Below are 11,656 nucleotides of genomic sequence, written 5' to 3'. Positions count from 1 at the left end.
TTATTATTCAGAACAACAGATTAAACGGGTAAGAGTTGTTAGACGTGCTGACGGTTATTATTGCCAGTTTTTGATTGACGTAGAACGGCAAGAATACCATAAACCAACGGGACAAATAACAGGAATTGACTTAGGGTTAAAGGAATTTTATACCGATGCTCAAGGCAATACTGTAGAAAATCCACGTTATTTAAGCAAGTCAGAAAAACGACTTCAAAAAGCACAAAGGAGATTATCAAAACGATTTCGTCAAGGAAAGAAACAGTCTAACAACTATCACAAGCAACGGATAAAAGTAGCTAGGCTTCACCTTAAAGTGTCAAGACAACGTAAAGACAAAGCAATTAAAGACGCTTTGGCGTTAGTCCAGTCTAATGATCTGGTAGTCTATGAAGCTTTAAAGGTAAGAAACTTAGTCAAAAATCGTCAGCTTGCCCAGTCGATTTCTGATGCTTCTTGGTATCAATTCACTGAATGGTTTGAATTTTTTGCCAAGATTTATCGGATTGTTTGTGTTGCTGTTCCTCCCCATTTTACTAGCCAAGATTGTTCAGTTTGTGGAACAAGAGTTCAAAAAACATTAAGTACTAGAACTCATCAATGTCCTAACTGTAAAACAGTCTTAGATAGGGATCATAATGCAGCAATAAATATTCTAAAAAAAGGGTTACAATATTTGGGAAATCATCTCAACGGTACTGTTGGGCAAACAGAAACAGACCCAAACGCCTTGGGAGAGTCCGGTAAGAAAGGTTTTCAGTGGAGACATTGAGAATCTAAGCTGTCTCGTTGAACAAGGAATTTCCGATAGTGATAGGTCAAGAATCCCCCGTCACAGCGTAGCTTGACGGTGGGAGTATGTCAACAGCTTAAATCAGGTCGAGGTTAGGGAAAAATGAGGATTTTAGTGTTAGCGTGGGAATTTCCACCGCGATTAGTGGGCGGTATCGCCCGTCATGTCGCTGAACTCTATCCCGAAATCGTCAAACTCGGTCATGAAGTCCATTTAATCACGATCGAATTCGGTCAGGCCCCCAGTTACGAACTGGTCGAAGGCATTCACATCCACCGCGTCCCCGTACCCCCCGGCAATGACTTTTTCCATTGGGTGGTCAACATGAATAACAGCATGGGGCAACAGGGCGGCAAACTAATCGCCGAATACGGAAAATTTGACCTTGTTCATGCCCACGATTGGTTAGTAGGAGATGCAGCCATCGCCATGAAACATCTCTTTAAAATACCCTTGATTGCCACTATTCACGCCACGGAATACGGACGTTATAACGGACTGCACACCGACACCCAACGCTATATCGGCAGCAAAGAGGGAACCCTCGTCTATAATGCTTGGCGCGTTATCGTCTGTACCGGCTATATGCGTCATGAAGTCCATCGAGCTTTGGGCGCACCCTGGGATAAAATCGATGTGGTTTATAACGGTATTCGGGCCGAGAAAAAGCAAAGAGACCCTAACTTTGATTACCGAGCTTTTCGTCGTCAATATGCCGAAGATCACGAAAAAATCGTCTATTACGTCGGGCGCATGACCTTTGAAAAGGGGGTTTCGGTGTTACTCAACGCTGCCCCAAAAGTCCTCGCTCAGACTGGGGCTAAAACTAAATTTGTCATTATCGGTGGCGGCAATACCGACAAACTCAAACAACAGGCCTGGCATCTCGGTATCTGGCATCATTGTTATTTTACGGGCTTTATGTCCGATGAAAACCTCGATCGCTTCCAAACCGTGGCCGATTGTGCCGTTTTTCCCAGTCTTTACGAACCTTTTGGTATTGTCGCCTTGGAAAGTTTCGCCGCTAGGGTTCCCGTGGTAGTTTCCGATACCTGCGGTTTTCCCGAAGTTGTCCGTCATGGCCAAACGGGAATTGTCACCCGGGTCAATAATCCCGATTCCCTCGCTTGGGGCATTTTAGAGGTTTTAAATCATCCCGAATACGCTCAAAAATTAGTTAATCACGCCTACGAAGACCTAGAAAAACGCTTTCATTGGGCGAATTTAGCCCGTCAAACCGAGACAGTATATGGTTTGGTTGTCCAAGAACGACAACTGGTAGAATGGCGTTAATAGGGGATCAGTTTTTTGTCCGTCAGCCGTCAGCATTAGGGGTCAGTTTATATCCTAAAATAACAAAGGCACAACTTAACTTCTCTAACTATGACTATGAAAGCAGCTGAAATTATGACCACGGAGGTGGCCAAGATTAAAGGTTCTGAAACCGTTGCCAAAGCAGTACAATTGATGAGAGAAAAGAACATTAGAACTCTCATTGTTGATCGTCGTCACGATGAAGATGCTTACGGAATTATCACTGAAACCGATATTGTCTATAAAGTCGTCGCTTTCGGTCAAGATCCGCAAAAGGTGCGAGTCTATGAAGTGATGAGCAAACCCTGCATCGTGATTAATCCCGACCTCGGGGTTGAATATGTAGCTCGCTTATTTGCTAATACCGGTATTCGTTTCGCACCGGTAATTAAAGGTGATTTACTCGGTGTTATATCTGTTAGTGACATCCTCCATAAAGGTAACGCCGTCGAAAAGCCCCGCAGTTTTGATTTAGAAGCGGAGATTATCAAAGCTAGAGATATTGCCCGGGCAGTATGTGCTGAAAAAGGGGGAAATTCTCCCGATTGTGCCGCAGCTTGGGATGTTGTTGAGGAATTACAGGCAGAATTGGCACACCAACGCGCTAAAAAACCGGAAAAAACCTATTTTGAGGAATACTGTCAAGAAAATCCCGATGCTTTTGAAGCTCGTATTTATGACAGCTAATCTCCATGGGTTTGAGGTATTCTCCGATACCTCAAACGTTTTAATCCGGCAAAAGTAGTGTATAAAGGTTTTATTTACTAATAATCGAGGAAAAACTATGGCTGATCTATTTGTCATCGCCTATGAGGACGAATTTAAAGCAGAAGAAGTTCGTTTAACTTTGGCTAAACTGCAACAGGAACATCTCATCGAGTTAGAAGATGCTGCCGTAGTGGTTAAAAACAAAGATGGCCAGATTAAACTCAAGCAAGCGGTCAATTTAACGGCAGCAGGAGCGGCAAGTGGCAGTTTCTGGGGATTATTAATCGGAATGCTCTTTTTATCCCCTTTATTAGGGGCTGTCCTCGGTGCTGCTGGTGGCGCTTTGGGAGGTGCTTTAACTGATATCGGTGTGGATGACAATTTTATGCGGGAATTGGGAGAAACCCTGCAGCCCAGTACCTCTGCTCTCTTTGTTCTCGTCCAAAAAGTTACCCCCGATAAGGTCCTCGATGAAGTGGCCCCCTACGGAGGTAAAGTGTTACGCACTTCTTTGACCAAAACCGACGAAGCTGAATTACAGAAAGTTCTCGACCAAAGAGGTGTTAAACCCGAAATCGTTTAGCATATGGGTCCATAAAAGCCAGAAAAAGGGAATATATTTCCCTTTTTGCTTTTTTAGGTAATTTATACTAAATCCCTTGAGTATAGGCTACATATCAAGACAGGCACTCATGCAAAAGGGGGAATAGATAATCAGTCTTTAATAACCGGATTTAGTATTATTTAACCTTCAATCCAGGCTATCACCGGGCAACCAATCTTCTATCACCTGCGCGATAGTATAGGGACAAAACTCGGGAAAAATGCTAAGGACTAAACCTGTTTGTCTGGCGGTTTCCCGACGCGCTCTGGTATATTCCTTGTCCAAAATTTGCGCGGGATAACTGCTTAAACTGGGACTATCCTCTAACTTACGACGAATTTGCGATCGCCCATCATTGATGAAATCCAACCAACGGTGAAGTTAACTGGCTGGCGACAACACTGCTTAGGCTTGGCATGGATCATCTGCTGGAGGATGCAATCCAGTTTGTGTCCAAAAACGTCTTGTTTCTCGAATGGAATCGTTTTCTGGATAACGGTTATCATTCAAATCAAGCCGAAGACAAGTTGCACGACCAATCGGCGTAGTTCCTTCTATAACAACGCCTTGACTTAGCCAAACGAAATGCTCTTCCCACTTTTGTTTGCGAGGATTGAACATAGGAACAATCTCCTGAGTATCTGGATCAATGCCAGCTACAAAGTTGTATCGCCTCTCATGGCAACGACGACAGGCAAGTGCGAGATTATCAAGTTCATCAGAACCACCCAAAGATTTTGGAATGACATGATCAACGGTAAATCGATTAGCACTCAGTCGCTCCGGTGAATGACAATACTCACAGATGTATTTAGCCCGTTCTCGAATTGCTTGCTTAAGTTCATGACTGATTGACATTTTGAGCAGCAAGCATCGCATTAATATGGGTAAAAATTCGATCTAACTCCCCAATTGCATCTAACTCAGCAATTTCATCAGGAGTAATTTGATCAGTTTTTTTCTTTTCCAACAAGCTTTCCATTCGCAGTTGAAGGGATTCACTGAATTTGAATAAGCTCCAGTTACCCAGGTTTTCCAGCTGGATTTCATGAATTAGAGAAGATGGCTTGTTAAGAGTTGTAACCACTTGACCTCTATCGTGCTTTCTATAAAGAGAATAATCCTCGTGACCGATATATAGTATAACGCGCTCCAATCAAGGCCGGATAAGGTTTTACAGTTCTTCTATTTGATAGCCTTGGCTCTTGGCAATTTCAAGGATTGGACTAATGTTATCAATTCCCCACTGGTTGCAAACGGCAATGGTTTCGCCCTCTCCAGTTTTGAGTAATTGTTCCTCATTTAAGAAATAGCGTTTTGCGCCTCCTTTAGACTCTGCTTTTTCTAGCAGAGCTACAACACCAAAATTCCGACAAATCGCATCAGGAAAAACTTGACGTAATTGCTCAAAGGTTGTATTCGGGTGAGTCTGGAGATAATGAGCAACGATAGCCAGGACAAGCTGGCGCTTATTATAGTCTTTCCCAAGAAACTGATATTTTGTCTTGTCTTTGCTAGAACTGGCAGCAGCTCGTTGAGCCGATGCTTGCTCTCGCACTTTCACCTGATATTCCTCCGCTTCTGGCAAGGGGATTATCTGCTCAATATCAAGCAGAAGCTCTTCACCAAGTCTATAAGGCTGTAGACGAACGCAGCGAATATCACTATCGCGCTTATTGAGCCACATCACTGATGTAGTCAGTTCTTTAGAAAAATTAGCAGCGGCGAGGACGATTCTGACATCTTTGGGAAATTGTTCTTCCAAGGAATCACTCCAACCCAAAAAATTGAGGATTTCTTCTTCAGCGCTTTTATCAATGCAGCGTTTGTCTAGATATTGCTGGTGGATTTCAACAGCCCTTTTGAAGGTTAGTGTAGAAACCATAGCAGCGTAACGCAGCGCTTGCAATTCCATATGAGCGCCTGTTTCATCTCTTTTAAGTTCGACAACTACCAAATTTGCTTGCTTATCAATGCCGAGCAGGTCAATCCTTCTAGCTCCCTCAGTCCACTCTGAGAACTCTTCAGCAATAACCAATGTATCCGGAGAGATGACCGTAATTTTATCCCTTAACGCCGCTTGAAGATCATTACGCTCTTGAATCCCTTCTGCTCCAAACTGAGTGCTCTTAACCTCAGTAAGTTGCTTGTCCTTAAAAGTGTAGATGGGCATAGGCTCTACTAAAGATAGAAAACTGCTGCTATTGAGGGGCAGGACGAAAGCCAGCTAACTACATATTATACGAAAACTTTCTATATAACACTCTCTGGGGTAACGATGTGGGTCAACTTTCTGTATATCACCCCGTCATACAACATATATACTAATTTGTCAATAGGTAGTAATATTTAATCTGCTTATAGAACCTATTTGGTATCTCTCTTGTGACGCTTCACGGGTAAGAATTACAGGTATTTTGGCTAATTCGCTCTAATCCATACTGGGTAATGATTTTGGGAAAGATACCAAATGGACTCTATAGAGAAAGACATTGCTGCGATATTTGTCAATTGTTTTCGATCTAGAGCGAACTAATCAATTAAGTCTTTTGCCAGATAAGAATTTAGTCGATTTATGCCGCCCGATCGAACCATACCAAGTAACGAAGAACCGTTATAGCTTTGCTGCTTGAGCAAATATGTTCACCGAGCATCACTTTAGTTAGAGTGAGATAAGATTAACTCTTAATTCCTCACCCTAACTACTAGGAAAAACCGGCAATTAAATTACGCACCTTGCCGTAATTTATCCAGAACCGATCGATCTTCTAGAGTAGAAGTATCACCAGAAATCTCTTGACCTGATGCTAAAGTTCGCAAGAGACGACGCATAATTTTACCCGATCGCGTTTTTGGCAGCACATCGGTAAAACGGATTTCTCCCGGTCGAGCAATAATGCCAATTTCCTTGACAACGTGATCCTTTAATGCTTGCGCTAACTCCGGACTCGCTTCATAATGCCCCTCGAGAGTCACAAAAGCATAGACTTCTTCCCCTTTAATTTCATCCGGTCGTCCCACTACAGCCGCCTCCGCTACCGCGGGATGAGATACTAAAGCTGATTCGATCTCCATTGTCCCTAAACGGTGGCCAGAAACGCTCATCACGTCATCGACGCGCCCCATTACCCAGAAATAACCGTCCTCGTCCTGACGACTACCATCCCCGGCAAAATAGAGATATTGGCCATTTTTGGGGGCGATATGTTCCCAGTAGGTATTGCGGAAGCGATCGGGATTTTTATAGACTGTTCGCATCATACCGGGCCAGGGATATTTGACCACCAGATAACCCCCCTCATTCGCGTGGGTGGGATTGCCCTCTAAGTCCACCACTTCGGCCATAATACCGGGAAAAGGTAGGGTTGCTGACCCCGGTTTGGTGGCAATTGCCCCGGGTAAGGGAGTAATCATAATTCCCCCGGTTTCCGTTTGCCACCAAGTATCGACAATCGGACATTTTTCCTTACCGATAACCCGGTGATACCACATCCACGCTTCCGGGTTAATCGGTTCTCCCACGGTTCCCAGTAAGCGCAAAGAGGATAAATCCCGGGTATTGGGGATATCTTCACCCATTTTGATAAAAGCGCGGATAGCAGTGGGGGCAGTATAAAAGATATTAACGCGATATTTCTCAATTACATCCCAAAAACAGCCTAAATTAGAGGGACGGGGAACCCCTTCATACATTACCGTGGTTGCACCATTGGAGAGAGGTCCGTAAACGATATAACTATGGCCAGTAATCCAACCCACATCGGCAGTACACCAGTAAACATCGGTGTCTTTCAGGTCAAAAATCCATTTGCTGGTGATATGGGTGTAGAGATTATAACCGCCGGTGGTGTGGACGACTCCTTTCGGTTTGCCGGTGGAACCACTGGTGTAGAGGATAAATAACATATCTTCGCTATCCATCGGTTCGGCCGGACAATTAGCAGATACCTGTTTTTGTAGATCATGCCACCAGTAATCGCGATCGGCAACCATATTGATGGGTTCCTTGCTGCGCTGGACAACGAGAACTTTTTCCACACTGGGGGCGCTATTATCGGCTAGAGCCAGATCTACCTGTTCCTTGAGGGCAACTACTTTATCCTTGCGGAAACCACCATCGGCAGTGATTACCACCTTAGCAGCCGCATCATTAAGACGATCGCGCAAAGCATCGGCACTAAATCCCCCAAAAACTACACTGTGGGGCGCGCCAATTCTGGCACAGGCTAACATAGCGATCGCTGCTTCGGGAATCATCGGCATATAAATTCCGACCACATCGCCTTTTTTTACGCCTAATTCCTTTAAAGCGTTGGCAAATTGACAGACTTCTCGGTGTAGCTGTTCGTAGGTAATGGTGCGGCTGTCTCCCGGTTCTCCTTCCCAAATAATGGCAGCTTTATTGCGTCTCCATGTCGTGAGATGTCTGTCAATACAGTTGTAACAAATATTAATCTTGCCGTTGACGAACCATTTAGCAAAGGGGGGCTGCCAGTCAAGAATCTCTGACCATTTTTCAAACCAATGTAATTCTTTTTCGGCTAATTGGGCCCAAAAAGCCGGGGGATCGGCCTTGGCTTTGGCGTAGAGTTGCTGGTATTCTTCAAAGCTTTTAATTGTGGCATTCTGAGAAAATTCGGCACTGGGAGGAAACAGCCGATTTTCCTGTAGGATCGATTCGATCGCTATTTCTGTCATACTGGCAAACGAAATAAATTATCTTGCGATCCAGATTACCTTTTTCGGTTCCCCCCGTAACCCCGGCAAGCAATTCTTTAAGGCTATTTTAGGATTACCCGATCCCCGACTAGCGATCGCCATTTGGCCCCAAGTGTTACAGAGTTTAAAGTTATGTCACCGATCGAGCGATGAACAGATCGCTGTAAGGTAAACTAACCGATAAACCCGAAATTTAACATGGAGAACACTCGGTAAGGAGTCATAATTCAATGTCTCATAGCGTTAAAATTTACGATACCTGTATCGGTTGCACCCAATGCGTTCGGGCTTGTCCCCTCGACGTGCTGGAAATGGTTCCCTGGGATGGCTGTAAAGCTGCCCAGATTGCCTCCTCCCCGCGCACTGAAGACTGTATTGGTTGTAAACGTTGCGAAACGGCTTGTCCGACGGATTTCCTAAGCATTCGGGTTTATCTCGGAGCAGAAACCACCCGCAGTATGGGTCTAGCCTACTAGGCCTGGCAATCATTCTGTGTTTAATATTTAGCGAAAACTAATCTTGTTAAGAGGACTAACCTGTCCTCTTTTTTTGTTATAATCCCGTCGCTAGTTAGGCCGGGCTGAATAAATCTAAAAACCTTGTTGGATAAGGCTTTTAGACTTTTTCCCCCCAAAAAGTGCCTTAGCTAGGAGTGATTGGGAGGAAAATTCAGCTACTTTTTTCCTGAAAATTGGTAAAACCCATCCCCCATCCCCCATCCCCCAACCCCCAACCCCCAACCCCCACCGAAAAACTTTTTCAGCAGACCCTAGTTAGGTAATTCCCCAAAAAGTTGCCGATATTTTTGCAGTTTTTCCTCCATTTCTACTAACTGCTGATTGGCCTGTTCTGCCCGTTTGTGTTCATTTTCAGCCCGTTGCTTTTCCTGCTCCAGTAGTTGATTAATTTCGCTGTAGGACAAAAATTGAGTACCATCAGGACGATAAATTTTTAACTCGTCGGTTAAGTAAAAACGAATGCCTAAACGGGGACTCACCCAATTATTAACCTCACTAACACTGTCTAAACTGTCACCAATTCGCTGCCAAGCTTCTAGACTATTATCATCGGGATCATAGACGTAGTATTCTTGGACTCCATAGCGATCATAAAATAGCAATTTTTTGGCCATTTCGATGGAGGTATTACTGGGAGAAAGAATCTCAAAGACGACTTGAGGAGCAAGATTATCTTCTTGCCATTGTTTGTAGGAACCTCGATCGCCTTTCGGTCTGCCAAATACTACCATCGTATCAGGAGCGGCGGCAATTTTCGGCTGGCCTTCCACAGGATACCATAACAGATCCCCCGCTACAAATACCTGGGGATCATCGATATATAACCAGTCGAGATTCTGCTTAATCGTCACTATCCAGTTAAATTGTTTAGTATTATCTGCCATCGGTTTACCGTCGCTCTCAGGATAGATAATCTCGGTTTTGTTAACTTGACTAACCATGGGGAATACCTGCCGAACTCATTGGGCTATTTTTATTATATAATAAACTTGAACTAAGTAAGGAAAAGACCGCTCTTGATTTTAGAACTACAGCAAGTAAATTTAGCTATCCGACAGGCCAGCACCTATCTGTTAGAAGATATTACTTTTAGCATCAAGCAAGGAGAAAAGTTGGCTATTGTCGGGGCATCTGGGGCAGGAAAAACGACTCTTTTGCGATTGTTAAATCGTTTGCAGGAACCAACCACGGGAAATATTTATTTTCAGGGTAAATCGATTAAGGAAATACCGGTTATTTCCCTGCGACAACAGATAGTTTTATTGCCACAAGAGTCGAAATTATTAGGAATGACTGTTCGAGATGCCCTCGCTTATCCTTTGCAATTAAAAAAACTTACCCCTGCTGAAATTAATCAGAGAATTGACCATTGGACATCCCTATTAAAAATTCCCGAACAGTGGTTTGAACGCGGGGAGTTAGAATTATCTTTAGGACAAAGACAATTGGTGGCAATTACCAGAGCCTTGCTGTTAGAACCGAGCATACTGTTATTAGATGAACCCACTTCTGCTCTAGATACAGGAACGGCCACCAGGTTATTAGAAGTATTAAATAATCAAAGTTCAATGACGATAATTATGGTCAATCATCAACTGGATTTTTTAGAGGAATTTGCCGAGAGAGTCATTTATCTAGAAGCGGGAAAAATCAGGTCAGATTGCCTAACCAATCAATTAGATTGGTTAGGGCTAAAAACTCAGTTAATTGATTTAGAAAAATCTCGACAAAGTGACAACTGGTAAGATTAACTTAAAATTGCCGCACCCTCCTGAAAAACTAATAATTCTCCTGCATTAATCGCTGTCCAAACTTCATTATCAGTTAAGGGTGTAGTGGCAATAATTGCCACTTGATCGCTCGGACGAGCTAAAGCTTGAAAATCAACGCTAACATCTTCATCGATTAAATGAGCGGCGGCAAAAGGATACTGACGGATTATATAGCTTAATTTCGTCGAACAATGGGCAAAAAATGTTCACCATCGGATAAAAGATAATTAAAAATTCCTTGACAAGCGATAGAGTTTGTGATAGTTTTTAGGACTTGATAAAGTTGTTCTAGGGAAGGTTTGCCCTGGGGAAAAGTCTCTCGCAGGGTATTAAGAATTAAACAGAAAGCTTTTTCCGAATCCGTGTCCCCAACCGGTTGATAAAAATCTCCCGCAGCCGGTGAGAAATTTTCTAAATGACCATTATGGGCAAAAACCCAATATTTTCCCCACAATTCACGCCGGAAAGGATGACAGTTTTCTAGTTTAATTTCTCCTTGGGTAGCTTTGCGAATATGGGCGATAACATTGGTAGAATGGATGGGATAGTTTTTAATTAATGCCGCAATGGGAGAAGCGATCGAGGGTTTAACATCAATAAAAGTTCGACATCCTAAACCCTCAAAAAAAGCGATTCCCCAACCGTCTCGATGTTCGTCGGTTTTTCCTCCCCGCGCACAAAATCTCTCGAAGGAAAAACAGATATCCGTGGGGACATTACAATTCATGCCTAGAAGTTGACCGAAAATTTGGGTACAAGCCCCGCCCTCCGCTTAAATATGTATAGTCAACTTAAAGAATTTTGTGTTAAGATATTGATAGTAGGTCGAGCAGTGTCAAAATGTTTGTACTAGAATACAAAGTTAAGCCAAAACCTAATCAGATAGAAGCCATTAATGAAGCAATACGGACAACTCAGTTTGTTCGGAATAAAGTTCTGCGTTATTGGATGGATAATCAGGGTGTTGGCAAAACAGAGTTATTTCGGTACAACACAGCATTAAGGAAAGAGTTTAAATTTGTTGATGATTTAAACTCCCATGCTTGCCAGACTGCCGTAGAAAGAACCTTGCGAGCAATTACTCGGTTTTACGATAATTGCCAAAATCAAGTTAAAGGAAAGAAAGGCTACCCTAAGTTTAAAAAACATTCTCGTTCCGTTGAGTATAAAGTATCTGGATGGAAGCTATCAAAAGATAAACGTCATATTACCTTTACAGACAAAAAAG

General features: G+C 43.2%; 10 protein-coding genes and 4 pseudogenes. 7 read left to right on the top strand and 7 right to left on the bottom strand.

The features are described from left to right. From IM479_RS12100 to IM479_RS12085, 4 genes and pseudogenes are all read left to right on the top strand, one after another. Positions 1 to 848 (top strand): annotated as a pseudogene (locus IM479_RS12100) (RNA-guided endonuclease InsQ/TnpB family protein); the annotation flags it as partial. A gap of 47 nt (positions 849 to 895) precedes the next feature. Further along, the gene (locus IM479_RS12095) at positions 896 to 2,086 is read left to right on the top strand and encodes a glycosyltransferase family 4 protein (protein WP_287685583.1); all 1,191 of its coding nucleotides are present in this window, start codon (positions 896 to 898) and stop codon (positions 2,084 to 2,086) included. Positions 2,087 to 2,176: 90 nt separating this feature from the next. Beyond that, a complete protein-coding gene (locus tag IM479_RS12090; RefSeq protein ID WP_287685581.1) occupies positions 2,177 to 2,794 on the top strand; it encodes a CP12 domain-containing protein in 618 nt (205 codons plus the stop codon). A gap of 97 nt (positions 2,795 to 2,891) precedes the next feature. Continuing rightward, positions 2,892 to 3,398: a DUF1269 domain-containing protein gene (locus IM479_RS12085; protein WP_287079036.1), complete on the top strand. Its 507-nt coding sequence runs from the start codon at positions 2,892 to 2,894 to the stop codon at positions 3,396 to 3,398. Positions 3,399 to 3,566: 168 nt separating this feature from the next. Here IM479_RS12085 and IM479_RS12080 read toward each other — a convergent pair. From IM479_RS12080 to acs, 5 genes and pseudogenes are all read right to left on the bottom strand, one after another. Further along, positions 3,567 to 3,791, bottom strand: a pseudogene (locus IM479_RS12080) (DUF29 domain-containing protein); the annotation flags it as partial. A gap of 33 nt (positions 3,792 to 3,824) precedes the next feature. After that, positions 3,825 to 4,277 (bottom strand): HNH endonuclease, encoded by a 453-nt coding sequence (locus IM479_RS12075; RefSeq protein ID WP_287685579.1) that lies wholly within the window; start codon positions 4,275 to 4,277, stop codon positions 3,825 to 3,827. Next, positions 4,261 to 4,506, bottom strand: coding sequence for a hypothetical protein (locus tag IM479_RS12070; RefSeq protein WP_286825736.1), 246 nt, complete (start codon positions 4,504 to 4,506; stop codon positions 4,261 to 4,263). Before IM479_RS12070 ends, IM479_RS12075 begins: the two co-directional genes overlap by 17 nt. Positions 4,507 to 4,593: 87 nt before the next feature. Further along, on the bottom strand, positions 4,594 to 5,592 hold the full coding sequence (locus IM479_RS12065) for a PDDEXK family nuclease (RefSeq protein ID WP_287685577.1): 999 nt from the start codon (positions 5,590 to 5,592) through the stop codon (positions 4,594 to 4,596). Between the two features lie 554 nt (positions 5,593 to 6,146). After that, a complete protein-coding gene (gene acs, locus IM479_RS12060) occupies positions 6,147 to 8,117 on the bottom strand; it encodes an acetate--CoA ligase (protein WP_287685575.1) in 1,971 nt (656 codons plus the stop codon). Between the two features lie 251 nt (positions 8,118 to 8,368). Here acs and psaC point away from each other — a divergent pair, with 251 nt between their 5' ends. Beyond that, complete coding sequence (gene psaC, locus IM479_RS12055) at positions 8,369 to 8,614, top strand: photosystem I iron-sulfur center protein PsaC (RefSeq protein WP_002734319.1); 246 nt, start codon at positions 8,369 to 8,371, stop codon at positions 8,612 to 8,614. 293 nt (positions 8,615 to 8,907) lie between these two features. Here the strand turns inward: psaC and IM479_RS12050 are convergent, their stop codons facing one another. Further along, positions 8,908 to 9,597, bottom strand: coding sequence for a Uma2 family endonuclease (locus tag IM479_RS12050; protein ID WP_287685574.1), 690 nt, complete (start codon positions 9,595 to 9,597; stop codon positions 8,908 to 8,910). Positions 9,598 to 9,672: 75 nt separating this feature from the next. Between IM479_RS12050 and IM479_RS12045 the strand changes: the two genes are divergently transcribed. Continuing rightward, positions 9,673 to 10,401 (top strand): ABC transporter ATP-binding protein, encoded by a 729-nt coding sequence (locus tag IM479_RS12045; RefSeq protein WP_287685572.1) that lies wholly within the window; start codon positions 9,673 to 9,675, stop codon positions 10,399 to 10,401. A 2-nt stretch (positions 10,402 to 10,403) separates the two neighbouring features. Here the strand turns inward: IM479_RS12045 and IM479_RS12040 are convergent. Further along, positions 10,404 to 11,155: pseudogene (locus tag IM479_RS12040) on the bottom strand (class II glutamine amidotransferase). Positions 11,156 to 11,268: 113 nt separating this feature from the next. Between IM479_RS12040 and IM479_RS12035 the strand changes: the two are divergent. Beyond that, positions 11,269 to 11,656, top strand: a pseudogene (locus IM479_RS12035) (RNA-guided endonuclease TnpB family protein); the annotation flags it as partial.

This window comes from Microcystis sp. M165S2 (assembly GCF_020245885.1).
Lineage (GTDB): Bacteria > Cyanobacteriota > Cyanobacteriia > Cyanobacteriales > Microcystaceae > Microcystis.
Note: the sequence above shows the minus strand (reverse complement) of the source record. Positions and strands in the feature narration are given on the sequence as shown.

Bases quoted from the DNA above. Each gene is read 5' to 3' on its own strand.
- IM479_RS12095 (WP_287685583.1), top strand. From the start codon at position 896: ATGAGGATTTTAGTGTTAGCGTGGGAATTTCCACCGCGATTAGTGGGC.
- IM479_RS12090 (WP_287685581.1), top strand. From the start codon at position 2,177: ATGACTATGAAAGCAGCTGAAATTATGACCACGGAGGTGGCCAAGATT.
- IM479_RS12085 (WP_287079036.1), top strand. From the start codon at position 2,892: ATGGCTGATCTATTTGTCATCGCCTATGAGGACGAATTTAAAGCAGAA.
- IM479_RS12075 (WP_287685579.1), bottom strand. From the start codon at position 4,277: ATGTCAATCAGTCATGAACTTAAGCAAGCAATTCGAGAACGGGCTAAA.
- IM479_RS12065 (WP_287685577.1), bottom strand. From the start codon at position 5,592: ATGCCCATCTACACTTTTAAGGACAAGCAACTTACTGAGGTTAAGAGC.
- acs (WP_287685575.1), bottom strand. From the start codon at position 8,117: ATGACAGAAATAGCGATCGAATCGATCCTACAGGAAAATCGGCTGTTT.
- psaC (WP_002734319.1), top strand. From the start codon at position 8,369: ATGTCTCATAGCGTTAAAATTTACGATACCTGTATCGGTTGCACCCAA.
- IM479_RS12050 (WP_287685574.1), bottom strand. From the start codon at position 9,597: ATGGTTAGTCAAGTTAACAAAACCGAGATTATCTATCCTGAGAGCGAC.